24 protein-coding genes, 4 tRNA genes and 1 riboswitch are annotated in these 25,244 nt (G+C 62.9%); of the genes, 9 read left to right on the top strand and 19 right to left on the bottom strand.

The window, feature by feature from the left end; translation table 11 throughout:
* Positions 1 to 89: 89 nt before the first annotated feature.
* The 7 genes from BAC01S_RS31315 to rph form a co-directional block, all read right to left on the bottom strand.
* Positions 90 to 1,982: a phospholipase effector Tle1 domain-containing protein gene (locus tag BAC01S_RS31315; RefSeq protein WP_084168583.1), complete on the bottom strand. Its 1,893-nt coding sequence runs from the start codon at positions 1,980 to 1,982 to the stop codon at positions 90 to 92.
* Positions 1,983 to 2,005: 23 nt separating this feature from the next.
* Entirely contained in the window at positions 2,006 to 2,608 is a 603-nt protein-coding gene (locus tag BAC01S_RS33845) for a DUF3304 domain-containing protein (RefSeq protein WP_156954414.1), read from the bottom strand.
* Positions 2,609 to 2,874: 266 nt separating this feature from the next.
* Entirely contained in the window at positions 2,875 to 3,093 is a 219-nt protein-coding gene (locus BAC01S_RS14345; RefSeq protein WP_027795391.1) for a hypothetical protein, read from the bottom strand.
* 612 nt (positions 3,094 to 3,705) lie between these two features.
* A tRNA-Ser gene (locus tag BAC01S_RS14340) sits at positions 3,706 to 3,795 on the bottom strand.
* A gap of 45 nt (positions 3,796 to 3,840) precedes the next feature.
* Entirely contained in the window at positions 3,841 to 5,058 is a 1,218-nt protein-coding gene (gene hemW, locus BAC01S_RS14335; protein WP_027795390.1) for a radical SAM family heme chaperone HemW, read from the bottom strand.
* Positions 5,055 to 5,693, bottom strand: a complete 639-nt coding sequence (gene rdgB, locus BAC01S_RS14330; protein ID WP_027795389.1) for an RdgB/HAM1 family non-canonical purine NTP pyrophosphatase — start codon at positions 5,691 to 5,693, stop codon at positions 5,055 to 5,057. The genes hemW and rdgB overlap by 4 nt, the downstream gene beginning before the upstream one ends.
* A complete protein-coding gene (gene rph / locus BAC01S_RS14325) occupies positions 5,686 to 6,426 on the bottom strand; it encodes a ribonuclease PH (RefSeq protein ID WP_027795388.1) in 741 nt (246 codons plus the stop codon). The genes rdgB and rph overlap by 8 nt, the downstream gene beginning before the upstream one ends.
* A gap of 292 nt (positions 6,427 to 6,718) precedes the next feature.
* On the opposite strand from rph, the gene BAC01S_RS14320 reads away from it, so the two are divergent.
* The 5 genes from BAC01S_RS14320 to BAC01S_RS14300 all read left to right on the top strand — a co-directional run bounded on the left by BAC01S_RS14320 (position 6,719) and on the right by BAC01S_RS14300 (position 11,584).
* Complete coding sequence (locus tag BAC01S_RS14320) at positions 6,719 to 7,654, top strand: YicC/YloC family endoribonuclease (protein ID WP_027795387.1); 936 nt, start codon at positions 6,719 to 6,721, stop codon at positions 7,652 to 7,654.
* Between the two features lie 14 nt (positions 7,655 to 7,668).
* A complete protein-coding gene (gmk, locus tag BAC01S_RS14315) occupies positions 7,669 to 8,361 on the top strand; it encodes a guanylate kinase (RefSeq protein WP_027795386.1) in 693 nt (230 codons plus the stop codon).
* 40 nt (positions 8,362 to 8,401) lie between these two features.
* Positions 8,402 to 8,605, top strand: coding sequence for a DNA-directed RNA polymerase subunit omega (rpoZ, locus tag BAC01S_RS14310; RefSeq protein WP_006400783.1), 204 nt, complete (start codon positions 8,402 to 8,404; stop codon positions 8,603 to 8,605).
* Positions 8,606 to 8,694: 89 nt separating this feature from the next.
* Positions 8,695 to 11,061 (top strand): RelA/SpoT family protein, encoded by a 2,367-nt coding sequence (locus BAC01S_RS14305; RefSeq protein WP_027795385.1) that lies wholly within the window; start codon positions 8,695 to 8,697, stop codon positions 11,059 to 11,061.
* A 34-nt stretch (positions 11,062 to 11,095) separates the two neighbouring features.
* Positions 11,096 to 11,584 (top strand): phage protein NinX family protein, encoded by a 489-nt coding sequence (locus BAC01S_RS14300; RefSeq protein ID WP_027795384.1) that lies wholly within the window; start codon positions 11,096 to 11,098, stop codon positions 11,582 to 11,584.
* 93 nt (positions 11,585 to 11,677) lie between these two features.
* On the opposite strand, the gene BAC01S_RS14295 is transcribed toward BAC01S_RS14300, so the two are convergent.
* A tRNA-Arg gene (locus BAC01S_RS14295) sits at positions 11,678 to 11,754 on the bottom strand.
* Positions 11,755 to 11,888: 134 nt separating this feature from the next.
* Positions 11,889 to 11,965 (bottom strand) — tRNA-Arg (locus BAC01S_RS14290).
* A gap of 118 nt (positions 11,966 to 12,083) precedes the next feature.
* Between BAC01S_RS14290 and greB the strand changes: the two genes are divergently transcribed.
* Positions 12,084 to 12,650 (top strand): transcription elongation factor GreB, encoded by a 567-nt coding sequence (gene greB, locus BAC01S_RS14285; protein ID WP_027795383.1) that lies wholly within the window; start codon positions 12,084 to 12,086, stop codon positions 12,648 to 12,650.
* Positions 12,651 to 12,662: 12 nt separating this feature from the next.
* On the opposite strand, the gene BAC01S_RS14280 is transcribed toward greB, so the two are convergent.
* Positions 12,663 to 13,820, bottom strand: a complete 1,158-nt coding sequence (locus tag BAC01S_RS14280) for a porin (RefSeq protein WP_027795382.1) — start codon at positions 13,818 to 13,820, stop codon at positions 12,663 to 12,665.
* A 521-nt stretch (positions 13,821 to 14,341) separates the two neighbouring features.
* Positions 14,342 to 14,545, bottom strand: coding sequence for a hypothetical protein (locus BAC01S_RS31310; RefSeq protein ID WP_043202285.1), 204 nt, complete (start codon positions 14,543 to 14,545; stop codon positions 14,342 to 14,344).
* Between the two features lie 407 nt (positions 14,546 to 14,952).
* Between BAC01S_RS31310 and BAC01S_RS14270 the strand changes: the two genes are divergently transcribed.
* The gene (locus tag BAC01S_RS14270) at positions 14,953 to 15,156 is read left to right on the top strand and encodes a cold-shock protein (RefSeq protein WP_027795381.1); all 204 of its coding nucleotides are present in this window, start codon (positions 14,953 to 14,955) and stop codon (positions 15,154 to 15,156) included.
* Between the two features lie 93 nt (positions 15,157 to 15,249).
* Here BAC01S_RS14270 and BAC01S_RS14265 read toward each other — a convergent pair whose 3' ends face one another.
* Positions 15,250 to 15,438, bottom strand: a complete 189-nt coding sequence (locus BAC01S_RS14265; RefSeq protein ID WP_027795380.1) for a hypothetical protein — start codon at positions 15,436 to 15,438, stop codon at positions 15,250 to 15,252.
* On the opposite strand from BAC01S_RS14265, the gene BAC01S_RS14260 reads away from it, so the two are divergent.
* On the top strand, positions 15,437 to 16,618 hold the full coding sequence (locus BAC01S_RS14260; protein ID WP_027795379.1) for an exonuclease domain-containing protein: 1,182 nt from the start codon (positions 15,437 to 15,439) through the stop codon (positions 16,616 to 16,618). The two genes, BAC01S_RS14265 and BAC01S_RS14260, sit on opposite strands and share 2 nt — an antisense overlap.
* A 15-nt stretch (positions 16,619 to 16,633) precedes the next feature.
* Here the strand turns inward: BAC01S_RS14260 and BAC01S_RS14255 are convergent, their stop codons facing one another.
* The 5 genes from BAC01S_RS14255 to pepN all read right to left on the bottom strand — a co-directional run bounded on the left by BAC01S_RS14255 (position 16,634) and on the right by pepN (position 22,087).
* The gene (locus BAC01S_RS14255; protein WP_027795378.1) at positions 16,634 to 17,224 is read right to left on the bottom strand and encodes a chorismate mutase; all 591 of its coding nucleotides are present in this window, start codon (positions 17,222 to 17,224) and stop codon (positions 16,634 to 16,636) included.
* Positions 17,225 to 17,346: 122 nt separating this feature from the next.
* The gene (locus BAC01S_RS35110; protein ID WP_027795377.1) at positions 17,347 to 17,496 is read right to left on the bottom strand and encodes a hypothetical protein; all 150 of its coding nucleotides are present in this window, start codon (positions 17,494 to 17,496) and stop codon (positions 17,347 to 17,349) included.
* A gap of 582 nt (positions 17,497 to 18,078) precedes the next feature.
* A tRNA-Thr gene (locus BAC01S_RS14240) sits at positions 18,079 to 18,154 on the bottom strand.
* A gap of 61 nt (positions 18,155 to 18,215) precedes the next feature.
* Positions 18,216 to 19,232 carry a class 1 fructose-bisphosphatase gene (locus tag BAC01S_RS14235; RefSeq protein ID WP_027795376.1) on the bottom strand — a complete coding sequence of 339 codons (1,017 nt, stop codon included), beginning with the start codon at positions 19,230 to 19,232 and terminating at the stop codon, positions 18,216 to 18,218.
* A 167-nt stretch (positions 19,233 to 19,399) separates the two neighbouring features.
* Complete coding sequence (pepN, locus tag BAC01S_RS14230) at positions 19,400 to 22,087, bottom strand: aminopeptidase N (RefSeq protein WP_027795375.1); 2,688 nt, start codon at positions 22,085 to 22,087, stop codon at positions 19,400 to 19,402.
* 282 nt (positions 22,088 to 22,369) lie between these two features.
* Here pepN and BAC01S_RS14225 point away from each other — a divergent pair, with 282 nt between their 5' ends.
* Entirely contained in the window at positions 22,370 to 23,044 is a 675-nt protein-coding gene (locus BAC01S_RS14225) for a DUF4136 domain-containing protein (protein ID WP_027795374.1), read from the top strand.
* A gap of 68 nt (positions 23,045 to 23,112) precedes the next feature.
* On the opposite strand, the gene BAC01S_RS14220 is transcribed toward BAC01S_RS14225, so the two are convergent.
* Positions 23,113 to 23,685 (bottom strand): TMEM165/GDT1 family protein, encoded by a 573-nt coding sequence (locus tag BAC01S_RS14220; protein ID WP_027795373.1) that lies wholly within the window; start codon positions 23,683 to 23,685, stop codon positions 23,113 to 23,115.
* A gap of 8 nt (positions 23,686 to 23,693) precedes the next feature.
* A riboswitch (yybP-ykoY riboswitch) is annotated at positions 23,694 to 23,920 on the bottom strand.
* 1 nt (position 23,921) lies between these two features.
* On the bottom strand, positions 23,922 to 25,241 hold the full coding sequence (gene guaD, locus BAC01S_RS14215) for a guanine deaminase (protein ID WP_027795372.1): 1,320 nt from the start codon (positions 25,239 to 25,241) through the stop codon (positions 23,922 to 23,924).
* Positions 25,242 to 25,244 lie beyond the last annotated feature (3 nt).

Raw genomic sequence — 25,244 nt, 5'->3', positions numbered from 1 at the left:
CGACAAGTCTTGTCGTTGTAAGCGTACAAGGGGACCAACGAAAAGCCGCGCACGAGGCGCGGCTAGAATTCTGTTCCCGTCGAATGCAGTTACAGGACGCCAGCGCCTGGGATCGGATCGGGTAGTGGCGCGACAGGTGCGGGCATGTCGTCTTCAATCGGGCGCACCATGAAATAGCTAACCGTGTTCAACGCCGCGTCGTTCAGCGGTTCGGTCATCGTGTTATGGAAGACGTGGTCGAAGAAAGCCAACACCAGCGGCGGCAGCGGCTGCGGATTTTCCCAAGTCAATCCCAGTTCCTTTGCATGGGGATCCGCGATATCCGTAGCCGACGTACCCGTCATCGTGACATTCACGCCCAGTTCGGGCGAGAACGATCCACCAGAGTTGTCGATCAACGCCTGATACTCGAAGGCGGCACGGTTCGAGAAATGCGTGCCATCATTTCTTCCAAGGCTGTCATTGACCCTGCGCAGATACGACACAAATACCTTCTGGTGCGCCATGAAGTGCTTTTCGAGTGGGCCAGAAGCGCGAACGTGCCCCAAGTACGCCTGAAACAGATCGTCTACTGTATGCTTTGCTCCACCACTTGTAATGGGCTGAAAACTCTGGAACTCGGCCAGTACCGGATGCAATGGCCCCGACATCTGATCGAGTCTCAGTAGCGGCACGCCGTTAAACCAAGCTTCCTGGTGCATGCAACGTACAACGAGTTTCGCGAGTTCATTGCTTTTGCCGCCATCCTCGTTACGCACGCCACCGCCGATATCGGGCTGTGTACCGGGGAAAACGACTTCGGTGATCCGGTCCTGCGCCTGCGATTTGCGCAACGAATCGACACGCTTGTAGAAACGCAGTTCGTTGGCGGCGACGTAATGCACCACGCGCTTGACCTGATCGGGAATCTCCACGGCGTCGAGCCTACGTTTGATCAGTGACACCAGTTGCAATGCGCCATCTGCAAGGTAACGGACAACCGGTCGCGTGATTCCCCCGGTCGGCACCATACCAATTGCGGTAGCTAGCGCTTTGGTGAAGAGGGTATCGGCGTAAGACGCAGATACGCTGTCGAACAGCCCCATGAAATCGCATTCAACCGGGATACCCTGAAACTGCGCCTCACCCTTGACGAGCTTGCATTCCTTCCCGAAAAGCTGGTTCGCGAAAGTTCGTGCAACGAGCGCCCCCCGGTCGTACCCAAACACCGCGATCTTGATCCGCTTGATCTCGCGTGGATTCTTCGCCGCGTTTTTGACGATCTCCTTGAGGTCGCCCACCGCCTTATCAACGCGCTTCGCCACGCCCGTTCCAAGGAATGCAGCCGCTTTTTCATTGTCGCGGATTGACGCGACGTTTTCAGCAATCAGCATGAAGCTTACGCCTGCCCATTTCGCCTTGACGACGCCTTTCCAGTCTGTGATTTTTGCCCAGACCTTCTCACGGTTCACCTGCTCGGCAGCGACGTTTTGTCCTTCCTTGACGATCTCGCTCACCGCCATGTCGGGATTTGCCCACTTAGCTTTGGTCATGGCCGAAAGCGGCTTTTTGTACGGATCGGACACCACCCCCTGGGCTTTGTCCGTTGCGATGGATTCTGCGTCTTTCCCGACCGGCGCAAGCACGTCATGTGCAGTGACCGGGGCATTACTCAGGCGGGTGCCAAGCCCTTCGTAATAGCGCCGATATGCACCTTTCTTCTCGTCGTTCTTGTGCGCGGCAAACAAGCGGCCAATATTCGACAAGGCACCCTTCTGCGCGTCGGCTTTCTGGTCGTGGCCAAAACCGTCGAAGAAAAAGCTGATATACAGTTCCTGCTCGCAGCGATAGCAGCCATCGGGCGGTGTGTCGGGAAAGGTTTTGCTAATCGAAATTGCTCGCTGCACGGTGGCTGCGGCGTCAGGTACTTCACCCACGTACTGGGGACTGGCTGCGTCAGGATTGGACGGCTTCTTGTGGAACATGTCCACCATATCTGTCATGAATGTTTTGTGCTTGGGGGCCTTTAGCCGTTGTACGGGGTGTCTGCGATGCGTCGTCCAACTACCTGGGGTTTAACTTCTGACTCATCTAGATCGGTGGTGTACATCGCACTGATCCGGTTGCCGGGGAAGAAGTAGATTTGAATGTGACCACTCTTCGCCCCCCTTGGCATGACTGGGAGCGGTACGTCGGCTTCGTAGGTTTCCTGCGGAGCGCGGTTTCGGAATTGCTCGTCAGTTTTCCAGCCAAGGACCCACCTGACATGAAGTGTCTTGCTGCCTCGCGGAATGCTCGTGCAGCAAGTCGCACTACCTCCACCACCATTGCCTTTTGGAAAAAGATTTCCGCCCCATTGCCCTTCGACGTAAAACTGAGCGATATAGCGATCAGTTCGGTTAAATCCCATCAGATCAAACTCGCCATACGATCCGGTCTTCGTCACCGCCTGGCAAAATCCGACGCCCGCCACCAACACCAGCGATGCGACCGGTACTACGGCAATCCGGAACCCAACGGCCGGCACCCACTGCCACAATGGATGGCCGGGCTTGCGCTCCGGCAGGAACTTGCGCCGCCGTTTTCCCTGTGCGCTCGGGAACGTCTCATTTGCATTTTGCGTATTCACGTTTTGACTTCCTGAAACAGGTCAATGCGATAGAAACAGAGCCGATCACAATGTGGAGCTATTTCAGCCCCTCTCGGCTTATAACGTGCAAAGCGGGGTGTCTCAATACGAAAATGGTCAACAATTGTCAGGGCGCAATGTCGAGCACTGTCCAACCGGACGCGAGCCTGGGTGGCTCAATTTTGAGATGGTGATCGGTAGCCGCTGATCGAATACGCCGCTGCTCGGCGGGCGCTGTGCGCTTTTTTTCAGGGCGGTGCAATCGTCTAGACAGCCACGGTTTCGTCCGCATCGTCGTGGCCGCTTCCAAACAGGTTGGCGAAGAGAATGTCGTCGTCGTTGTTGGTTTTGGTGCAAACCGATGGGCGACCAAAAGCGCGATCCAGAATCGCGCACGCAGCAGAAAGGCGCACCCCTTCAGTTGTGCCGTGCTGCATGATCGCGATGATCGTTTCGATGGCGGCGGGTGCATGCTTGCCCGGCAAGATCGCGCATCTTAAGTGTCGTCTTGTTTAACGAGCCGGGCAGGCGACCGCCCGTTTTGCGTCCGAGAACCATAGTCCTACTTCCTCCGATCTAGCTTTCTCTAATTTAGACGGGCGGCCCGTCGTCTGTGTATTTGCCGTCGTCTTCTGCGTTGGCTGCTGGCTGCCGGTTGCCCGCAAGCGATACGGGCCGTGCCCAGTTTCACGCTCGACCCAATGCGCGAGTCCCGGCTCGATCTCGCCGCGGACGCGCTCAAACGCCGCCCGTCCTCCTTCGCCGTTGTCCAAAGTGCCCTTGGTGCGAAAATCATGCGGATAGCAACGTATGTTGCGCCCCACTTTGAATACATGCGCGGGCTTCGTAGAAAAGTGCGTGGTGTCCGCATTTGCTCTGGGACATTCGCATGCGTAGTTCGCATTGTCCGCACCCGCATCGGATTCCTTCGGCTCTAGCCGGATTCTAGTGGACTGTAGCGGCAACGACACAGGACGCCCGGATACCGAAAGCGCTTGGAACGGACGCGAGTTTGCGCTTGCTGATGGGCTAATTGATGGTCTGTAAAAACAAAAACCCCGCAAACATCTGAATTTGCAGGGTTTTGTGTTCCACTCTGGCGGAGGCGGTGAGATTCGAACTCACGGAAGGGTTACCCCTTCGCCGGTTTTCAAGACCGGTGCATTCAACCACTCTGCCACACCTCCGGAGCCGCGCATTGTAACCCAAAAGGTTCCCCGCCCGGCAGGGCCTCACTCCGCGTCTTTGAGAAACATCTCCTGCAGGTCGTTCAGGAAGCGCTGCCCCAGTTCGGTCGGCGCGATTTTCTCGTAATCGCGCGCGATCAGACCGCGCCGCTCGGCTTCCTGCAGCGCGGGCTCGATCGACGTCATCGGCAGGCCGGTGCGTTCGACGAACCGGTGCACCGGAAAGCCCTCCACGAGCCGCAGCGCGTTCAGCATGAACTCGAACGGCAGATCGCGCGCTCCGACCTCGCGCTCTTCCTGCACCGGCGTGCCGGCGCGCGCCTGATCGATGAACGTCGCCGGGTGCTTGTAGCGCGCCTGGCGCAGGATGCGGTTGGGAAACGACAGCTTCGTATGCGCGCCTGCGCCAATGCCGAGGTAGTCGCCGAAGCGCCAATAGTTCAGGTTATGGCGGCTCTGCCTGCCCGGCTTCGCATACGCCGACACCTCATAGCGTTCGTAGCCGGCTTCCGCCGTGCGCGCGTGAATCCAGTCCTGCATATCGGCCGACTGGTCGTCGTCGGGCAGCGCCGGCGGGAACTTCGCGAACAGCGTGTTCGGTTCGAGCGTCAGGTGATAGAGCGACAGATGCGGCGGCGCGAACGAGAGCGCCGTCTCGATGTCGGCCCGACATTCGGCGAGCGTCTGCTGCGGCAGCGCGAACATCAAATCGAGGTTGAAGTTCTCGAAGGTCTTCGCGGCGACTTCGACGGCATGACGCGCTTGCGCCGCGTCGTGGATACGGCCGAGCGCCTTCAGGTGCGCTTCGTTGAAACTTTGGATGCCTACGGAAAGGCGGTTGATGCCGCTCGCGCGAAACTGTGCGAACTTCGCCGCTTCGAAGGTGCCGGGGTTGGCTTCGAGCGTGATCTCGGCGTCGGCATCGAGCGGCAGCAGCGCGCGCACGTCCGAGAGCAGGCGGTCGAGTCCCGCGGCGGAGAGCAGGCTCGGCGTTCCGCCTCCGATGAACACCGTATGCACCTGGCGTCCCCAGACGAGCGGCAGTGCCTGCTCGAGGTCGGCGCGCAGTGCGTCGAGGTAGTCGTCTTCGGGAAAGCGCTCGCCTTTCCATTCGTGCGAGTTGAAATCGCAATAAGGGCACTTGCGCACGCACCACGGGAAGTGCACGTAGAGCGCGAGCGGCGGCAGCGAAGTCAGGCGCACGCTGCCGGACGTCGAGAACGCCTGGATCACGCGCTGGCCGGTTTGATGCGGGTCGCTCACGCGTCCTCCTTGAGGCGCGCGAGCAGGTGCTTGAGCGCCATCGCGCGGTGGCTCGAAGCGTTCTTCACGGCCGGGTCGAGTTCGGCGGCAGTGGCGTTCAGTTCGGGCAGGAAGAAGTACGGGTCGTAGCCGAAGCCGTTCGCGCCGCGCGGCGCGTCGAGCACGACCCCCTGCCAGCGGCCTTCGGCGACGAGCGGCTCGGGGTCGGCTGCGTGACGCACGAGGGCGAGCACGCAGTAGTAATACGCGCGGCGGTCCGGCTCGTCCTTCAGGCGTTCGACGAGTAGCGCGTTGTTGGCCGCGTCGCTTTTCTCGCCGCCGGCGAGCTGCGCAAAGCGCGCCGAGTACACGCCCGGCGCGCCGAAGAGCGCGCGCACGCACAGGCCCGAGTCGTCGGCGAGCGCGGGCAGCCCCGTGAGCTTCGCCGCATGGCGCGCCTTGGCGAGTGCGTTTTCGACGAAGGTGGGATGGGGTTCCTCCGCCTCGGGCACGTTGAACTGGCCCTGTGGCAGAAGCTCGATGCCGACCGTGCCGAACAGCGCCGCGAATTCGCGCAGCTTGCCGGCATTGTTCGACGCGAGCACGACGCGCGAAAGCGCGCCGGCGTCGCTGCGAGTGTTACGGCCGTCAGCCATGCGCGATCCCCAGCGCCGCCTTCTGCTTCTCGACGAGCGAGCGGATGCCGCTTTGCGCGAGGTCGAGCAGGGTGTCCATTTCGGCGCGCGAGAAGGGGGCGCCCTCGGCCGTGCCCTGGACTTCGACGAGTCCGCCTGAGCCCGTCATCACGACGTTCATGTCGGTGTCGCACGCCGAATCTTCCGCGTAGTCGAGATCGAGTACGGGCATGCCTTCGTACACGCCCACCGAGATCGCGGCGATGTAGTCGGTGATCGGCGAGCGCGCAAGGCGGCCGTCTGCAATCAGCTTCGACACCGCGTCGTGCGCCGCGACGAATGCGCCCGTGATGCTGGCGGTGCGCGTGCCGCCGTCGGCCTGGATCACGTCGCAGTCGAGGTTGATCGTGCGCGCGCCGAGCGCTCCGAGGTCGAACACGGCGCGCAGCGCGCGGCCGATCAGGCGCTGGATTTCCTGGGTGCGTCCCGTCTGCTTGCCGCGCGCGGCCTCGCGATCGTTGCGCGTGTGGGTGGCGCGCGGCAGCATGCCGTATTCGGCCGTGAGCCAGCCCTGGCCCTTGTCGCGCAGGAAGGGCGGCACGCTTTCGGAGACGCTCGCGGTGCACAACACCTTCGTGTCGCCGAATTCCACGAGCACGGACCCTTCGGCGTACTTCGTGTAGTGGCGGGTGATGCGGACGTCGCGAAGCTGGTCGGCGGGGCGGCCGCTCGGGCGCTGGATCGATTGGATCATCGTGGGAGCGTGCGCACGGGCACGAAAGGGAAGGGGAAAGCGCAATTTTACCGCCTCGACGCGACGCGCGAGGAACGGCGTCCGGGCTCGCGCGCGGGGCCGCCGCGCCGGGGCGGCGGCGCGGCTCGCGTCCTGTCCCGGGCTGGGCCGATCTGGGCGGGCCGCCCCCCAAAATGGGATAATACGGTTTCTCCGCCCCGCGTCATCATGAACACGCCGGGCGCCTCGATCCTTCCGCCGTGTCCCGCGCATCGCCACGCGCGCCGCCACGGTTTTATTCGCGAGACGAACCATGATTTACAGCATGACCGGCTATGCAAGCGTCACGCGCGAGCTTGCTTCGGCCTCGGGCACGGGCGGCGCCAGCGTGTCCGTCGAATTGCGCACCGTGAATTCGCGTTTTCTCGACCTGAATTTCCGCATGCCCGAAGACGTGCGCGTCTGCGAGCCGACGCTGCGCGAAATGCTGATGACGAAACTGTCGCGCGGCAAGGTCGATATCCGCATCAACATTCAGCGCAGCGAGCAGACCGCGAACGCGGGTGCGCTGAATCGCGATGCGCTCGATCAGCTCGCCGCGCTCGAGCGCGCCGTGCTTGAAGCGTTTCCGGAGTCGGGGCATCTGCGCACCGGCGAGATCCTGCGCTGGCCGGGCGTGCTGGCGGAAAGCGGCGTTGCACCCGAGGTGCTGCGCGACGCGGTGCTCGGCTGCGGCAAGGAGGCCATTGCCGAACTGATCAATGTGCGTGCGCGCGAGGGTGCGCAGCTCGCGAACATGCTGCTCGCGAACGTGACCGAAATGGAAGCGATCGTTGCGAAGATCACGCCGCTCGTGCCGGACCTGATCGTCAAGCACCAGCAGAAGATCGTCGAGCGGCTGCAGGAGGCGCTCGGCATCGCGGCGCCGGAGGCGAACGGCAACGGCGCGATCGGCGGCGTTTCGCGCGAGGAAATCAACGAGCGCATCCGCCAGGAAGTGACGATGTACGGCATCCGCATCGACATCGCCGAAGAATTGTCGCGTCTCACGGCGCATCTGAACGAAACACGCCACGTGATCGAGAAGGGCGGCAAGGTCGGCAAGCGGCTCGACTTCATGATGCAGGAGCTCAACCGCGAAGCGAACACGCTCGGCTCGAAGGCGGCGGCGAAGGAACTCGCGGACGCTTCGATGACGCTCAAGCTCCTCATCGAACAGATGCGCGAGCAGGTCCAGAATCTCGAATGAAGGAAGTAGCGAACATGACCGACCAGACCAATGCAGCGAAACCGCGCAATCCCTACGCGGGCGTCTATCCGGGCAATCTTTTCATGGTGGTGGCCCCCTCGGGCGCCGGCAAGTCGACGCTCGTGAACGCGCTGCTCGCCGAAGACAGCGCGATCCGCCTGTCGATCTCGTACACCACGCGGCCGCCGCGCTCGAAGGAGCGCGACGGCGAGCACTATCACTTCACCACCGTCGACGACTTCCTCGCGCGCCACGCTATCGGCGAGTTTCTCGAAAGCGCCGAAGTGCATGGCAACTACTATGCGACCTCGCGCGTGTGGATCGAAGATCAGATGAAGATCGGCCATGACGTGCTGCTCGAAATCGACTGGCAAGGCGCGCAGCAGGTGAAGAAGCAGTTCCGCAACGCGGTAGAGATTTTCATTCTGCCGCCCTCGCTCGATGCGCTTGCCGATCGCCTCAGAAAGCGCGGCGAAGACGAGCCCAACGTCATCACGCGGCGCCTTCTGGCCGCCGGCAGCGAGATGGCGCACGCGAGCGAATCGGAGTACGTCGTGATCAACGAGAACTTCGATCGTGCGCTGCAGGAACTGCGCAACGTGGTGGCCGCAACGCGCCTGCGCTTCGCCTCGCAATACGCGCGTCATACCGAGCTCTTCGTGCAGCTCGGTATCCACCAGCCGCAGCCCGGGTCGTCGGGCACATAAGGTAGAATAAGAACCTGCTGAGAATGAGAAGGAAACCGACATGGCCCGCATCACCGTCGAAGACTGTCTGAAACAAATTCCGAACCGCTTCGAACTGGCGCTCGCCGCGACGTATCGCGCGCGCCAGCTCGCACAAGGTCACACGCCGAAGATCGAAAGCCGCGACAAGCCCACCGTCGTCGCGCTGCGCGAGATCGCGGCTGGCCAGGTCGGCCTGGAAATGCTGAAAAAGGTGCCCGTTTAACGGCGCCACGTTGGCATTGCTCTAGGGCCTGAAGTTGTAACGCGCGCGAGCCGCTTTCACGTCAACGCCAACCTGATACGGAGGGGAACATGAGCACGACGCCCTCGCCGGCCACCGAGGTGGACCAGGAAGCCGAGACCGCGAGCCCCGCGCGCAACTACATCGACGCGGTCCTCGAACAGTCGTTCCGCCATCTGTTCGGACCCACCGCGACACCGGAGCAGCCCCGCAAGCACGGGGTCGTCTCCATCGCCAATCTGACCGCCGCGCTTTCGGCTTACCTCACACCCGAGGAAATCAAGGAAGTCAAAGCGGCGTTCCACTTCAGCGATGAAGCCCACCTCGGGCAGTATCGCCAGAGCGGCGAACCCTATATCACCCATCCTGTCGCCGTCGCGGAGATCTGCGCCGGCTGGAAGCTCGACGCCCAGTCGATCATGGCCGCGCTCCTGCACGACGTGATCGAGGACCAGGGCGTGACCAAGGCGGAGATCGCCGAGCGCTTCGGCGCGAAGGTCGCGGAACTGGTGGACGGGTTGTCGAAACTCGACAAGATGGAGTTCCGCAATCGCGAGGAAGCGCAGGCGGAAAACTTCCGCAAGATGCTGCTCGCGATGGCGCGCGACGTGCGCGTGATTCTCGTGAAGCTCGCGGACCGGCTTCACAACATGCGCACGCTCGGCGCGGTGCCGCCGGCCAAGCGTCGGCGCGTCGCGCGCGAGACGCTCGACATCTACGCGCCGATCGCGCACCGCCTCGGCCTGAACAACACCTATCGCGAACTGCAGGATCTGAGCTTCGCGAACTTCAATCCGAACCGCTACGCCACGCTCGAGAAGGCCGTGAAGGCGGCGCGCGGCAACCGTCGCGAAGTGGTGGGGAAGATCCTGGAAGCGGTGCAGCGCGCCATTGCGGACGCGAAGATCAGCGCCGAAGTCACCGGCCGCGAGAAGACCATCTTCAGCATCTACAAGAAGATGCGCGACAAGCAACTGTCGTTCTCGCAGGTGCTCGACGTGTACGGCTTTCGTGTCGTGGTGGAGTCGGCGCTCGAGTGCTACACCTGCATCGGCGCGCTGCACGCGCTCTACAAGCCAGTGCCGGGCAAGTTCAAGGACTACATCGCCATTCCGAAGGTGAACGGCTATCAGTCCTTGCATACCACGCTCGTGGGCCCGTTCGGCGCGCCGATCGAGTTCCAGGTGCGCACGCGCAAGATGCACGAAATCGCCGAAGCGGGCGTGGCTGCACACTGGCTTTACAAGAACGGCGGCGCCGATCTGAACGACGTGCAGAAGCGCGCGCACCAATGGCTCAAGTCGCTGCTCGACATCCAGAGCGAGGCGGGCGATTCGAGCGAGTTCCTCGAACACGTCAAGATCGACCTGTTCCCGGACGCCGTCTACGTCTTCACGCCGAAGTCGAAGATCATGGCGTTGCCGCGCGGCGCCACGGCGCTCGACTTCGCGTACTCGATCCACAGCGACCTCGGCAACCAGTGCGTCGCGGTGAAGATCAACAACGAGCTGCTGCCGTTGCGTACCGAGCTCAAGAGCGGTGACATCGTCGAGGTGATCACGGCGCCGTACTCCAAGCCGAATCCCGCGTGGCTCGGCTTCGTGCGCACCGGCAAGGCGCGCTCGGCGATCCGTCACTACCTGAAGACCATGCGGCTCACGGAGTCCGTGCAACTGGGCGAACGGCTCGTCGACCAGGCGCTCAAGGGCTACGGCTACCAGCTTTCGGACGTCACACCCGAAGTCTGGGAAAAGCTCGTGCAGTGGACCGGCAACAAGAACCGCCAGGAAATCTTTGCCGACATCGGTTTGGGCCGGCGCGTAGCGGCTGTGATGGCCAAGCGTATCGAAGTGCTGATCAACGGCCTCGAAGCCGACGACGACGAGCACCACCATACGTCGCGCGATCCGAACGCGCCGCATGCGCCGCCCGTCGTCATCACGGGCACCGAAGGCATGTCGGTGCAGCTCTCGGCCTGCTGCCGCCCGATTCCGGGCGACGACATCATGGGCTATATCGGCATTGGCCTCGGCATGGCGATCCACACGACCGACTGCCGCGTCGCGCAGCGCATTCACAAGCGCGATCCGGGCCGCTGGATCGACGTGGCCTGGGCGCCGCAGCCTGGTCGCCTGTTCGACGTGGCCGTGAAAGTGCTCGTGAAGAACACGAAGGGTGTGTTCGCACGCGTGGCCGCCGACATCACGTCGGCCGACGCCAACATCGTGCATATCGCCATGGACGACGACCTCGCACAGGAGTCGAACCTCCTGCGCTTCGTGATCCAGGTGAGCGACCGTGTACACCTCGCGAACGTGATGCGCCGCGTGCGCACGAACCCGGACGTGATGCGCATCGTGCGTGAGCGTCCGAGCGACGAAGGGCACCACCGCCACGATGGCGGCATGCGGATCGAACGCGAGCGCGGCGACTACTGAGCGGTGGGCGGGACTCCGTCCGTAGGGAGTTGCGATGAACGTAGCTGATCTGACCGGCATGACGCTCGACTATTGGGTGGCCCGTGGCCTGCATGATTTCGTCCGCGAAATTTATTTCACTGATAGCGGTACGAAGGTTGCGGTGCGCGGCAATGATCGCGGGCGTCCTTGGGACGGGCGCTTCGCGCCCTCGACGTCCTGGGAGGCGGCGGGTGCCGTGCTCGATCGGGCGCAGCGTTTCGAATTGCGCGAGCGCCATGACGATACGAAGGCGTTCTGCGTTGCGGAATTCGCCGGCAGTCACCGGACGGTCGAGGCCCATGGCGACTCGCTACGCATTGCGTTGCTGCGTGCATTCGTGATGAGCCGCTACGGCGATACGGTGGGTGAGATGCTGCGCCAGCCGCAGGCGCTGAACGGCCCGCATGCCGAGCAAGTGGGGGAGCCGAGCGATATCGGCGACGTCGAGGATCTGCCCCGCCCGGATGCCCGGATAGGCGATATCGGCTCGCCGCCGCGCTAGTCAGGACGCCGGCGCCGGCGGTCGCCGGGCAAGAAATGTGCAGCCTGGAAGACAAAAGGCCTTCCTGAATCATCAGGAAGGCCTTTCGAGAGATGGCGCGGCTGGCAGGATTCGAACCCACGACCCCTTGGTTCGTAGCCAAGTACTCTATCCAACTGAGCTACAGCCGCACGCTAAAACTGTACTACTTTCGCCTTTCGAGCGCAGCCGCGAAATTTTACAAAGTCGCGGCGCTGAAACGCGTTTTCCAAAACGTTTTTCCAAAAATTAAGGGCCTTCGTGTGAGGAAGGCCCTCGTAATAAGTGGCGCGGCTGGCAGGATTCGAACCCACGACCCCTTGGTTCGTAGCCAAGTACTCTATCCAACTGAGCTACAGCCGCACGCAGAAGTGAGATTATAGCAGAGGTTTGAAAAAAGGGAAGACTCTTATCGCGATTTGTCCTCGCGCCGGCATCGTGTAACCTGTGTGCAGGTTACAGGCATCAACACTGACTCATCATGAACAAGGCATTTGTCAAAGAATCGAACGACGGCGACGACGACGATCTCGAGGGCGGTTTGCCCGAGATTCCCGCCGGCGCCAAAAACTATATGACGCCGGGCGGCTACCAGCGCATGCGCGGCGAACTGCTGCAATTGATCGACGAGGAGCGTCCGGAGGTGGTCAAGCTCGTCTCATGGGCTGCCTCGAATGGCGACCGTTCCGAGAACGGCGACTATATCTATGGCAAGCGGCGCCTGCGCGAAATCGACCGGCGCATCCGCTTTCTCACCAAGCGGCTCGACCTTGCCGAGGTGGTGGACAGCAGCCGCCAGGAAAACACCGATCAGGTGTTTTTTGGCGCGACAGTGGAGTACGGCACCGACGACGGCGAACCGCATACGATCACCATCGTCGGCATTGATGAGGTGGATCTGGACCACGGCCGCGTGAGCTGGGTTTCACCCGTCGCGCGGGCATTGCTCAAGGCGAAGGTCGGCGACCAGGTGACGCTGTATACGCCCGCGGGCCCTGCGCCGATCGACGTGCTCGACGTACGGTATCCCGCACCGGGCGAGGCCTGAGCACAGTCGGGCCTAGAACCGGTGGCGCATACCCACCGTCACGGCAACCTGATCTTGCGTCTTCGAGGCCGAACTCAGACCGTTCAGGTAAGCGCCGACTTCCGGGTTTGAAGAGACGTGCTGCCAGTCGCTTTGCAGGTAAACGTCGGTGCGCTTCGAGAGCAGATAGTCGGATTGCAGCGCGACCGTGTTGTAATTCGGATTCACGCCGCCGCCCAGATTCGCGCGAGTGTACGTGTATGAACCGGCGAGGCTCAGGGCCGGCGTCAGAGCGTAGCGGATGTTGCCTTCGAAGTTCTGGAAGCGCGCGCTGCTCGCGTTGAACGGAACGCCGGTAGTCGCAACGCCCGATTTCGTAGGCGAGATGCTGCCGCCCTGCGTGTCGCTCAAATTGGTCTGGGTGTACACGAAGCCTGCCGTTGCCGGGCCGAACGTATAGTTGAGGCCGCCGCCGAACGTGCGCTGACGGCCGGCCAGGAAAGTCCATTCGCCCGTTTGCGCGCCCGCGAACGCAGCTTGCTTGACCTGCGGGTTGTTCATGTCGTTGTTCAGTTGCAGGTAACCGGCAGCGACGTTCAGTCCGCCGTAGTTATACGTGGCGCCAAAGCTGTAAGCCCGGTTGTTCGCGAATTCGGTGCTGTTCGAGAACGAGTATGTTGTGCCGAACTTGAAGCCCGAGTAATTCAGGCTCGAGTACTTCACCGTGTTGTTGAAGCGAATCGAGTTGTTCAGGTTGTCGTTGTCGAAGGGGTGGGCGGAGATCGTGCCGCCGGACTGCGTGCCGGTGATCGACAGCGGCGCGAGGTAGTCGACAACGCTGTCGTACTGGCGGCCGAGCGTCACGGCGCCATATTGATCGCTGGTCAGACCGACGTATGCCTGACGGCCGAACATGCGGCTCGATTGGCCTGCCGTGCCGTTCATGATGCTGAAGCCGCTTTCCAGCACGAAGATCGCCTTCAGGCCGCCACCGAGGTCCTCAGCGCCGCGCAGGCCCCAACGGCTGCCGTTGACGGTGCCGCTCGTGGCTTGCCAGGCGCTATGACCGTTCTGGTTGTTCGTGTAGGTGATGCCGGCATCGATCAGGCCGTACAGCGTCACGCCGCTTTGCGCGTGCGCGGCCGTTGCGACAGCGCCCGAGAAGGCGGTGACCATGAGAGTCTTTTTCATCGTTATGAACTCCGAGTGCAGTATGGGTTTCCAGGAACCCAGGCTTGCGGAAACCGTTCACGCGAGAGCCGGCGAGACGTGACAAGCCGCGTGGGACGCATTGATGCGACGAAATCGGTTTCCGGACAGGCAGAGTGTAGAGAGGGTGTTCGAAAGTGAAATATTTCTAAATTCACAATAAATAATTGTGAAAAGTGGAATTATCTTGGACGGGGCTTCGCGCCCTGCGGGGAGAGCTTTGCCCGTGTCGGGCGCGAATGTAAGCGAAATGTCAACCGAGTGGCGTTGTGCGATCGCTACAGCATGATTCCGGAAATCGGAATAAAGAGACGCCGTGCATCATTGTTGCTGGCGATGTAACACATGATTGTGTTATATGCGCTTAATACGCAGTTCGAGCAGCGCATATACTACAAGTGCTGCTTCTCGAAGCAGACTTTTTCGTTGACGAAAAAGATCTCCAAACCTTTGTCAGCGCGGCCCCAAGCCGCGCCTTTTTTTGTCCGCGATTTGCTGTACGCTTATTTGGCCGGCGCGGCGGGAGGCTCGAGCTGCAAGCTCCAGTCCTCCATCACATAGTGCCGCGCGTCCATTGGTGAGCAAAGCAGGTTGTGCCAGTGGTCCCCGTGCCATGGGCCGTACGCGTCGAGCTCCCCTGTTGTGGACGTCGCCGCGTCTCCCGGTTGTACCAGCCACTTAATACAGCGCCGCAGATTCTTCAGCATGATGACCTCCTGAAGCTTGCCATCCATCCAAATCTTGAGTTGAATGTTTTACTTGAACAACCCGTAAAAACACTTACGTTTGATACGTATTGGTACATATCGGGAATTCTTGCGGTGATCTCATTAACTTGAGTAACTCGGGTAAAAATGACGCAGGCTTGAATGGTGCCGCCGGCGGGTTTTTGCCCGAATTTTGATGCGCGGTGGCTTTATCGTGAAAATGGGAAAGTTGTTATAAAAAATTCGCTTGACTGGCGATTGTCGTTCCCCGTATAACGGCAATGCTGATTTTCCGGTCAAGCGCAATACCCATGCAGTTTGCTGAGTTTGTGATGAGGCGGGGATCGGTTGGCTTACGGCGGCAGGGTTAATCCCCGTGTCATCAAAATTTCGAGGGAAACTGAAACATGGAAACCGGTATCGTCAAGTGGTTCAACGATGCGAAGGGCTTTGGGTTCATCACGTCTGACGCCGGCGGCGATGACCTGTTCGCGCACTTCTCGGAGATTCGCGCGGAAGGCTTCAAGTCGCTGAAAGAAAACCAGCGCGTGTCGTTCGAAGTCAAGGTCGGCCCGAAGGGCAAGCAAGCGGCGAACATCCAGCCGCTGTAAATGCACGCTATGAATGTAGTCTGACGCAGGCGCGACGCGCATGTGACAGAACCGAAGGCCCTGGTAATACCAGGGCTTTTTTATTTTGCGTGATTAAAGATAAAGGCGCGCAATAACGCGGAGCGCCACGTTATTATTTTTGCAATCGGGGAAAATCCGGTGAATGCCGATGTGTGCCATTTGAAAGATTGAGACGTCGTATCGGGGAAGGCTGGGCATGCGGCACCCGAACAGGGCATACTTGGCGCGTTTTCTCTCATCCTTCGCTTGCTGCTTCACCATGTCCGATCTTTCCATGATGCCCGGCGCCTCGCCGACCGATTCTCCCCTGGTTTTCGTGGATCTCGAGACGACGGGCGGGTCAGTGGGGGAACACCGGATCACCGAGGTTGGCGTCGTGGAGGTGGCGGCGGGCCAGGTGACGCGATGGAGTACCCTCGTCGACCCGCGTCAGGCGATTCCGCCCTTCATTCAGCAACTCACCGGCATCACCGATCAAATGGTGCGAGGCGCACCGACTTTCGACGAGATTGCGCCCGCGCTCCTCGAACGGCTCGACGGCAAGCTGTTCATCGCCCATAACGCGGCGTTCGACCGGGGCTTCCTGCGCGCGGAATTCGAACGTGCCGGTTTCTCGTTCAATCCCGATGTCCTATGCACCGTGCGACTTTCGCGGGCGCTGTTTCCCGGCGAGAAGCGTCACGGACTCGACGCACTCGTCGAGCGGCATGCGCTTGTGCCGTCGGATCGCCACCGGGCGCTCGCCGATGCCGATCTGCTTTGGCAGTTCTGGCAGCGCTTGCCCTCACTCGTGCCGGAGGAGATGCTCGCTACGCAGATCCACCGGCTGACGCGGCGGCACCGGTTGGCGGGCGAGATCACGGACGATTTCATCGATACCGCGCCGGCCGGCCACGGCGTCTATGCCTTCTATGGCGAAGACGACGCGCCTCTCTATGTCGGCCGCAGCGTGCGCGTGCGCCAGCGCGTGCGGGCCCATCTGTCGGGCGAGCGGCGCTCGTCGCGCGAGCAGCGGATGGCGCAGCAGGTCAGGCGGGTGCAATGGTGTGCCACCGGGGGAGAATTCGGGGCGCTGCTCGTCGAAGCGCAATGGATCGCCGCGCTTCGGCCCGCGTTCAATCGTGTGCCGCGCGTAACGAGGCGCGATCCGCTATCGGCGTCCTGGCCATTCGAAGGGGCGGTGCTGGTCGAGGAGCGCGACGCGGCCGCAGGCGCGAGCGTCCTGCACCTCATCGATCGCTGGTGCTATCTGGGCGCCGTGGCAAGCGTTGCCGAGGCCGCCGAGCGCATTCAGACCGCGGGCGAACCGTCGTTCGAAGTGGCGACGTGGCGTATCCTGCAGGGCCGCCTCGAGCGTGGCCTGCGCGTGCAGCCGCTGCAGTTGCCCGGGGCAGGCGCTGTTGCGAGCGTGATTCAGGAAACCGGGAGCGCAGCCGGCTGACGCCGTACCGGACTCCTAAACGACGCCGCCTACACCGCCGCCTTCGCAGACATGGCCAAGCGCATCGTTGATCGCGCCAGCCCGTGAGGCATCGTAGCGCGTCAGCTGCTTCCAGTTCGCCAGTGCGCGTCCAAGCCGGGTAGGGCAATCCGCCGCGGCCCGCAGCGGCTGAACTTGCACGAGCGCGCCGATCAATTGTCCGGTAAGCCGGTCGAGCTGGGGGCGCGTGACGGCAGCCAGATCAGGGGCGGCTCCCGCCGGCACCTGCGAGGTGCGCCACGTGTCGAAGAGCGCTTTCTGCACTTCGGTGCTCGCGTCGATCTGGTCGCGGAAAAACGCGTGGGCAAACTCGGGGTCGACGCCGGCTGCGGCCGCCCGCTTCTGGACATCGGAGAGCAGTGCCGCCTCACGCGGGGCATCGGTGATCGGTTTGTGATGCTCCCACTTCCAGTGGGCAACGGGTTCGGCGAGCGAGAGGCGCTGCGAAACGAGCGCGATCAGATTGGTGAGCGCCGTATCGTCGCCATCGGCGCGGGCAGGGGAAAGAGGGAGGGCGAGCAGCAGCGCCGCGGCGCAAGATGCGCTTGCGCGAACGAGGAAATTCATGATGCGGTTTCGGTGGAAGTGAGCCGTCGGCCCGGGATCGCGAAACGCAAATTTAGCATTAGCGCACGGCGAAGCGGCGGGTCGTTCGATCCGCCGTTCAATGCGCGTGCGCGTTTTCCCCGTTACTTTTGTTCGTGGGCCTTACGTTGCTCGTCGAGAAATGCGCGCACGTGGGCGGGCAATTCGTCGCCGAGGAACTCGACGGCCACCGGTTCCGGATCCGGACTGAATACTTGGTCCGGGGTCGGAATCCTTGGCGGTTTGGCGTCCATGATCTTTCTCCTGTATAAGGCAATTATCCGACTCGGCCCTTCAAGCGCGCTAGTGCCGTTCACAGTAACGGTGCTTTTCAGATGTGCGTGTTGCTTTAACCGCACAACGTCACACGGTAATAACCGGCGCGGAATATAATGGGCTGGATCACTCTTCGTGCTTCGCATGCGTGCTGGTTTGGCGCTTGCGCCCGTCAGCACAGAGTTCCTGGATGCCCGCGCCACGCTGCGGCGGGCCGCGCGTGGGACTCGAGACCATCCCCCATCTCTGCGCAACGCGCGATTAACCGTTGTCGTTGACGCGAAAATCCTTAAATTTTCTTAAGCGCAAAAAAAGCGCGTTTGAGTCCATTCGCTCGATTAACTCGAGCGTAAATGCCTTTTCCTGGCGATTTACTGCGTGGTGCGTATAAACCAGGGCGGCGGTGAACGCGGACGTTCCCGCCGCTTTTTCTTGTGGCTGCAAGTCCCCGTGGTTTGCGTATCGCGCGGCGATGAGCTGGGCGACTCTTCGAGAGAGGTGAGGCCGCGGAAAAACAAAAAGCCCAGTCACAAGGACTGGGCTTTTTGCTTGAAGCTTGATGGTGCCGGAAAGAGGAATCGAACCCCCGACCTTCGCATTACGAATGCGCTGCTCTACCGTCTGAGCTATTCCGGCATCAGAGAACGAAGATTATAGGAAGGATTCGTCGCATACGCAAGCCCTCCCCGCGCTTTTTTCATTTTTTGGCTTCGCGATGGTAGCGAGTGACACGCTCGACCTCGTTCTTCGACCCGAGGAACACCGCCACACGCTCATGCAGGCTCGTCGGCTGAATGTCGAGAATGCGCGCTTCGCCATTCGTCGCCACGCCGCCCGCCTGCTCGACGATGAAGGCCATCGGATTCGCTTCGTACATGAGGCGCAGCTTGCCCGGTTTCGACGGATCGCGGCGGTCGGCCGGATACATGAAGATGCCGCCGCGATTCAGGATACGGTGCACGTCGGCGACCATCGAGGCGATCCAGCGCATATTGAAATTTTCACCGCGCGGGCCTTCCTTGCCCGCATTCAGCTCGCCAATGTACTTCTGCACCGGCTCATACCAGTGGCGTGCATTCGAGGCGTTGATCGCGTATTCGCGCGTCTCCTCGGGAATGCGCATGTTGCTTTGCGTGAGCACCCACGAGCCCAGTTCGCGGTCGAGCGTGAAGCAGTTCACGCCGTGGCCGGTCGTGAGCACGAGCACGGTTTGCGGGCCGTACACGGCGTAACCCGCCGCGACCTGCTTCGTGCCCGGCTGCAGGAACGAGGCCTCGGTGGGTTGCTGGCCGTCCGGGCAGCGCAGCACCGAAAAGATCGTGCCGATCGAGACGTTCACGTCGATATTCGACGAACCGTCGAGCGGATCGAACACGAGCAGGTATTCGCCCTTCGGATAGTTGGCCGGAATCGGGAAAAAGGTTTCCATCTCTTCCGATGCCATGGCGGCGAGGTTACCGCCCCACTCGTTGGCGTCGAGCAGGATTTCGTTCGAGAGGATGTCGAGGTTCTTCTGCACCTCGCCCTGGACGTTTTCGCTGCCGGCGGTGCCCAGTGCATCGCCCAGCGCGCCCTTGCTGACGTTGAAGCTGATCGCCTTGCAGGCGCGGGCGACGACTTCGATCAGGAGGCGCAGGTCGGCGGGCAGATTGCGGTGCTCGCGCTGCTGCTCGATCAGGTACTTCGTGAGGGTGGTACGACGTTGCAAAGCCATTGCAGGACTCCGGAAAGGCTTGGGAATAGTGCAATTCTACCCGCTCGATCTTGCCCGGCCCGGGTGCGGCGGCGCGAAAAAAATGAATAAAAAAGCCTGCCGGGCGGGCAGGCTTGCGGGGATTTCGCCGCGGCGCAGCGGCTGGGGCCGCGCCGCATTCCGGCGGCTTACGCCAGCGCCTTCTCGACGATCTCACGCACGTCGCGCGACTTCGCGCCGGCGGCGACTTTCTCCAGCGCGGCGCGCATCGGTTCGCGCAGGGCCGGCGTGAAGCGGCGCCACAACTCGAGGCTGCGCGCAAGGCGTGCGGCGACCTGCGGGTTGATCGCGTCGAGCGCGAGCACCTGCTCGGCCCAGAACGCGTAGCCCGAGCCGTCGGCGGCATGGAACTGAGCGGGGTTCGCTGCGCAGAAGCTGAAGATCAGCGAGCGCGCGCGGTTCGGATTCTTCAGGTTGAACGCGGGATGACGCAGCAGCGCGCGCACGGTCTCGATCACCGGCCGCGCCGCGCTGCCGCGCTGCGCGGCCTGCAGGGCGAACCACTTGTCGATGACGAGCGGTTCCTTTTCGAAGCGCGCGTAGAAGTCTTCCAGCGCCTTGTTCGCGAAGTCGCCGCCCGTAGCCGCCGAGGCGTTTAGCAGTACCGAGAGCGCGGCCGCGCGGTCGGTCATGTTGTTCGCCCCGTCGTACTGCGCGGCGGCGAGGCGCACGGCGTCGGCCGGATCGTCGAGTTCCGAGAGATACGAGAGCGCGAGGTTCTTCAGCGCACGATGGCCGGCCGCCTCGGGTGTCGGCTCGTAGGCGCCCGGCGTGAGGTGCTTCTCATAAGCGGCGAGCCAGTCGGCCTTGAGCGCCGTGCCAAGACGCTTGCGCAGAAACTGGCGCGCCGCGTGCACGGCGGCCGGGTCCGATTCGGCCATCTGTTCGGCCAGATACGTTTCCGACGGCAGCATCAGTGCAAGTTCGCGGAACGACGGCGAGAGCGCTTCGTCGTTGAGCACGCGGCGGAACGCGTCGATCACGTCGTCGGTGACTTCGAGCGGCTGGCCCGCGCGCGCGGCGAGCGCGAGCAGCTCGCGCGTCGCGAGGCGCTGGCCGGCTTCCCAGCGGTTGAACGGGTCGCTGTCGTGGGCGAGCAGGAAGGCCAGTTCGTCGTTGCCGTACTCGTACTCGACGATCACCGGCGCGGAGAAGTTGCGCAGGAGCGAGGGCAGCGGCTTCGCCGGCACGTCGACGAACGTGAAGGTCTGCTGGGCTTCCGCGAGTTCGAGCACGCGAGTCGTGCCTTGCGCGTTCGCCTCGCTTTCGAGACGCAGCGGCAGATCCTCGCCGGTAGCGCCGATCAAGCCGATCGCGAACGGGATCAGGAGCGGCCCCGTCTGCGTTTCGCGCGCGGCCGGCGAGGCGTTGCCGTAGTCCTGCGCGAGCGTCACGCTGTAACGCTTCTGCGCTTCGTAGTAGCGTGTCGTGACCGTCACGCGCGGCGTGCCCGCCTGGCTGTACCAGCGCTCGTACTGCGCGAGGTCGCGGCCGTTGGCGTCGGCCATGGCGGCGCGGAAGTCGTCGCAGGTCACCGCCTGGCCGTCATGGCGCTTGAAGTACAGGTCCATGCCCTTGCGAAAGCCTTCGCGGCCGAAGAGCGTCTGATACATCCGCACGACTTCCGAGCCTTTCTCGTAGACCGTCATCGTGTAGAAGTTGTTGATCTCGACGTAGCTCTCGGGCCGCACCGGGTGCGCCATCGGTCCCGCGTCTTCGGCGAACTGCATCTGGCGCAGCACGCGCACGTCTTCGATGCGCTTGGTCGCGCGCGCCGCTTCGTTTTCGTCGCCGCCCGACATGGCTGCCGAGAACTCCTGGTCGCGGAATACCGTGAGGCCTTCCTTCAGGCTCAACTGGAACCAGTCGCGGCAGGTCACGCGGTTGCCGGTCCAGTTATGGAAGTACTCGTGGCCGACCACGGCTTCGATGTTGGCGAAGTCGACGTCCGTGGCCGTTTCGGGATTCGCCAGCACGTACTTCGTGTTGAAGATGTTGAGCCCCTTGTTCTCCATTGCGCCCATGTTGAAGTCGCTCACGGCGACGATCATGAAGCGGTCGAGATCGAGTTCGAGCCCGAAGCGCGCCTCGTCCCAGCGGATCGAGTGGATGAGCGAGTCCATCGCATGGCGTGTCTTGTCGAGGTCGTGCGGCTCGACCCAGACTTGCAGCAGCTTTTCCTTGCCCGAGCCGCTCTTGATGCGCTCTTCCAGCGCAACGAGCTTGCCCGCGACCAGCGCGAACAGGTAGCTCGGCTTGCGGAACGGGTCTTCCCATTTCGCGTAGTGGCGGCCGTCGGGCAGGTCGCCTTCCGCGATCAGGTTGCCGTTCGAGAGCAGGAGCGGATACGCGGCCTTGTCGGCGCGCAGCGTGACCGTGTAGGTGGCCATCACGTCCGGGCGGTCGAGGAACCACGTAATGCGGCGAAAGCCTTCGGCTTCGCACTGCGTAAAGAAGTTGCCGCCCGAAACGTAGAGGCCCGAAAGCGTCGTATTGGCCGCCGGGTTACAGGCGCCGGTGAGCGTGAGCTCGAAACCGTCGGGCACGTTCTCGACCGTCAGGCCATGCTCGTGCGCGCGCACGTTCGCATACGGCTTGCCGTCGAGCGCCGCGCTCACGAACTCCAGTTGCTCCCCCATCAGTTCGAGGTGCGGCGTAGCGGCGGCAGCGGGGTTGCGGCGAACGCGCAGCGTGCTTTTCACGATCGTGCGCTCAGGGACGAGGTCGAACTCGAGATCGACGGTATCGATCAGGAAAGCAGGTGGCGCGTAGTCGGCGCGGCGAATCACGTTGGGCGTGGCGGTCGTATCGGACATGGTCGGGTGGGATCTCGTCGAATGGGGCGTCGCGCCCGTTCTGCCGCTTGTGGGGCGCTGCTTGTGGGCGCTGCTTTTGGGCGCTTGTGGCGCGGCGCATCGTCTCATTGTACAAAGGCTCGGCCGGCTTGTCCGGGTTGGCCGTGGAGGCGGGCGTCGGGTGCGGGGCCGCGCGCGAACTTTCCCCCATTTGCGCGAGTCAGTATGATCATCGGATTGCCGTGCCGGGGGTCGGGCGCTACCGCCTCGACCGCGCTTTCGACCAATAGACACGAGAAGACCATGAAGCATGACCGATGGACCCGCCGCGCCCTGATGCTGCTGGCGGCGTTTGCCGTGACGCTGTCCGGCTGTACGACCTACGTGACGAGCCAGGTGACGGCGTTCTCGGCGTGGGAAGGCGGCAGCGACGCCACGCGCACCTATGCCTTTGCGCGCAACCCCGACCAGAAGCACAGCATCGAGGAAGAGACCTACGAGCGCATGGTGGCCGACGGGTTGGCGCAATATGCGTTCCGCCAGGTCGACGAACGGCAGGCGCGCTATCTGGTGGGGCTCGCCTATGGCAGCCGCATGGATCAGGTGACGGTGGCGCAGCCGGTGTTCTACAACCCGTGGCCGGCGCCGTACTGGGGGCCGTTCAATCCGTGGGGAGCGTGGGGGCCCTACGCGCCCGCATACGTGAACCAGACCTATCCGGTCTATACGCACGCGCTTGGCATCCGCATCACCGACAAGGCGACGGGCAAGGAGCTCTACAACGTGACGGCGCGCACTTCCGGCGACGAGCCGTCGCTCGTGCGCGCGATGCCGTACCTCGCGCGCAGCGCGCTCTCGAATTTCCCGCTGGCGAACGGTTCCGTGCAGGAGGTCAGGCTGCCGGTCGAGAAGAACGGCGGGGCGCCGAACGAAGTGGCCGCGCCCATGCCCGCTTCGGGCGCAGCCACGGCACAGTAGGCCTTCCTGCCGGGCAAGCGAACGGCGCGGCGCCGTGGGTTTTCAGGCGCCGCCGCCTCTCGTTTCGCCTAGATTCCCACGCCCATCACCGCCAGCACGCCAAGCACGACGAACATGACGGCGGCGATGCCGTGCACGAGCTTCGTCGGCAGCTTGTGCGCAAAGCGGTCGCCCAGCAGGATGGCAGGCACGTTGGCGATCATCATGCCGAGCGTGGTGCCGGACACCACACCGAAGAAGTCGTGAAAGCGCGCGGCGAGCGCCACGGTGGCGATCTGCGTCTTGTCGCCCATCTCGGCGAGGAAGAAGGTCACGACGGTTGCGCCGAACACGCCGAGCCGCGAACGGTTGACGTTGGCTTCGCCTTCGTCGAGCTTGTCGGGCACGAGTATCCATAAGCCCATGGCGACGAACGAGGCGGCCAGCGCCCAGCGCATCACGGAAGGCGTGACGAGCGCGCCGAGCCAGGTGCCGAGCGCGCCCGCGCCCGCGTGATTGACGAGGGTGGCGACCAGCACGCCGAGAATGATCGGCATGGGTTTGCGATAGCGCGCGGCCAGGACGAGCGAAAGCAGTTGCGTCTTGTCGCCGATTTCGGCAAGCGCGACGGCACCCGTGGAAACGAGAAAGGCTTGATCCATTTTCTGAAAATCCTCGGGCCGAGATGAGTGCGAGCGACGACCCACAACCCGCCGGGCCCTGTTGCGGCGGTTATGGGTCATCGGTCTCGCTAGGCCAGAGGCTGCACCTGCCATGGCCGCGAAGGCCAAGTTTGTTGACAGGTGCCCCCGCGGATCGTGCGCCGGGCGCGTGAGCCTTCGTGGAAGGCGTGTTGCGCGGCACGATGCGGGGCGGCTACTCCCCAATGAGCGGCGGATTATAGCACAGCGCTTTGCGCGCGCTCGCCGCGGCGATGCACGCGTTTGCCGGCCGCGTAGGTCTCATGGACGGCGCGGTCGTCGCCGAGCAGCGCGAGCGCGAACAGCAGTTCTTCAAGCGATTCCGCGCGCGCCGTGCGCCGCGCGAGTAGCGGGGTGGCCCGCGGGTCGAGCACGACGAAGTCGGCTTCGCTCGTCGGCGCGAGCGTGCCGATGGTGTCGGCCAGATCGAGCGCCTGTGCCGCGCCCGCCGTCGCGAGCCAGAACATGCGCGTGGCGGTGAGGTGGTGGCCACCCATGCGCGCGACTTTATGCGCTTCGTTCATGGTCTGCAGCATCGAGAACGACGTGCCGCCGCCCACGTCCGTCGCGAGCGTCACGGGCATGGCCGATTCGTTGGCCTTGTCGAAGTCGAACAGGCCGCTGCCGAGGAAGAGGTTCGAGGTCGGGCAGTGCGCCGCGACCGTGCCCGTCTGCGCCATGCGGCGGCGGTCCTCGTCGTCGAGCCAGATGCAGTGGCCGTACACCGCGCGGCGACGCAGGAGTCCGTAATGATCGTAGACGTCCAGATAGCTGCGGTGGCGCGGAAAGAGCTCGCTCACCCACTTCACCTCGTCGGGATTCTCGGCCACGTGGCTCTGGATGAAGATGTCCGGATGCGCCTTCGCGAGCGCCTGGCAGGCTTCGAGCTGCGCTTCGGTCGAGGTGGGCGCGAAGCGCGGCGTGAGCGCGTACATCTGGCGGCCGCGCTTGTGCCAGCGGCCGATCAGCTCGGCGCTGTCGTCGTAGCCCGTCTGCGGCGTGTCGCGCAGGAACTCCGGGCAGTGACGGTCCATCAGCACCTTGCCGGCGATCATGCGCAGGTTCTTCGCCTCGCTCGCGGAAAAGAGCGCATCGGCCGATTGCTTGTGCACCGTGCAATAGACGAGCGCCGTGGTGGTGCCGCTCGCAAGCAGTTCGTCGACGAAGAAGCGCGCCGTGTCCTCGGCCACGGCCTCTTTCTCGAAGCCGCGCTCGGTCGGGAACGTATACGTTTCCAGCCACGGCAGGAGACCGGGCGCCGGCGACGCGATCATGTCGGTCTGCGGGTAGTGGATGTGCGTGTCGATGAAGCCCGGCACGATCAGCTTGTCGCGCAGGTCGTGGACGGTGGCGCCGTCGGCGACGAGGCCCGCGAGCGCGGACCACGCGCCCGAGGCGGCCACGTGGCCGTCTTCGACGATCACGACACCGTCTTCGTGAAAGACAGCGGCGTCGGACGATTGCGCGGGGTCGCCTTTGAACGTCAACAGTTTTGCGCGGTAAGCCGATTGAGTCATGGG

The organism is Paraburkholderia acidipaludis NBRC 101816, assembly GCF_000684975.1.
Lineage (GTDB): Bacteria > Pseudomonadota > Gammaproteobacteria > Burkholderiales > Burkholderiaceae > Paraburkholderia > Paraburkholderia acidipaludis.
The sequence above is the reverse complement of the archived record's forward strand: the minus strand, read 5'-3'. Positions and strand labels throughout refer to the sequence as shown.

Excerpts from the sequence above, each read along its gene's own strand:
- pepN (WP_027795375.1), bottom strand. The coding sequence starts at position 22,087 with ATGTCCGATACGACCGCCACGCCCAACGTGATTCGCCGCGCCGACTAC.
- BAC01S_RS31310 (WP_043202285.1), bottom strand. The coding sequence starts at position 14,545 with ATGCTGAAGAATCTGCGGCGCTGTATTAAGTGGCTGGTACAACCGGGA.
- BAC01S_RS14265 (WP_027795380.1), bottom strand. The coding sequence starts at position 15,438 with ATGGTGAAGCAGCAAGCGAAGGATGAGAGAAAACGCGCCAAGTATGCC.
- BAC01S_RS14280 (WP_027795382.1), bottom strand. The coding sequence starts at position 13,820 with ATGAAAAAGACTCTCATGGTCACCGCCTTCTCGGGCGCTGTCGCAACG.
- guaD (WP_027795372.1), bottom strand. The coding sequence starts at position 25,241 with ATGACTCAATCGGCTTACCGCGCAAAACTGTTGACGTTCAAAGGCGAC.
- rdgB (WP_027795389.1), bottom strand. The coding sequence starts at position 5,693 with ATGGCTGACGGCCGTAACACTCGCAGCGACGCCGGCGCGCTTTCGCGC.
- BAC01S_RS14270 (WP_027795381.1), top strand. The coding sequence starts at position 14,953 with ATGGAAACCGGTATCGTCAAGTGGTTCAACGATGCGAAGGGCTTTGGG.
- BAC01S_RS14225 (WP_027795374.1), top strand. The coding sequence starts at position 22,370 with ATGAAGCATGACCGATGGACCCGCCGCGCCCTGATGCTGCTGGCGGCG.
- BAC01S_RS31315 (WP_084168583.1), bottom strand. The coding sequence starts at position 1,982 with ATGACAGATATGGTGGACATGTTCCACAAGAAGCCGTCCAATCCTGAC.
- gmk (WP_027795386.1), top strand. The coding sequence starts at position 7,669 with ATGACCGACCAGACCAATGCAGCGAAACCGCGCAATCCCTACGCGGGC.
- rph (WP_027795388.1), bottom strand. The coding sequence starts at position 6,426 with ATGATCCAATCGATCCAGCGCCCGAGCGGCCGCCCCGCCGACCAGCTT.
- BAC01S_RS14260 (WP_027795379.1), top strand. The coding sequence starts at position 15,437 with ATGTCCGATCTTTCCATGATGCCCGGCGCCTCGCCGACCGATTCTCCC.
- BAC01S_RS14220 (WP_027795373.1), bottom strand. The coding sequence starts at position 23,685 with ATGGATCAAGCCTTTCTCGTTTCCACGGGTGCCGTCGCGCTTGCCGAA.
- BAC01S_RS35110 (WP_027795377.1), bottom strand. The coding sequence starts at position 17,496 with ATGGACGCCAAACCGCCAAGGATTCCGACCCCGGACCAAGTATTCAGT.
- BAC01S_RS14320 (WP_027795387.1), top strand. The coding sequence starts at position 6,719 with ATGATTTACAGCATGACCGGCTATGCAAGCGTCACGCGCGAGCTTGCT.
- greB (WP_027795383.1), top strand. The coding sequence starts at position 12,084 with ATGAACAAGGCATTTGTCAAAGAATCGAACGACGGCGACGACGACGAT.
- BAC01S_RS14235 (WP_027795376.1), bottom strand. The coding sequence starts at position 19,232 with ATGGCTTTGCAACGTCGTACCACCCTCACGAAGTACCTGATCGAGCAG.
- BAC01S_RS14305 (WP_027795385.1), top strand. The coding sequence starts at position 8,695 with ATGAGCACGACGCCCTCGCCGGCCACCGAGGTGGACCAGGAAGCCGAG.
- rpoZ (WP_006400783.1), top strand. The coding sequence starts at position 8,402 with ATGGCCCGCATCACCGTCGAAGACTGTCTGAAACAAATTCCGAACCGC.
- BAC01S_RS14300 (WP_027795384.1), top strand. The coding sequence starts at position 11,096 with ATGAACGTAGCTGATCTGACCGGCATGACGCTCGACTATTGGGTGGCC.
- BAC01S_RS14255 (WP_027795378.1), bottom strand. The coding sequence starts at position 17,224 with ATGAATTTCCTCGTTCGCGCAAGCGCATCTTGCGCCGCGGCGCTGCTG.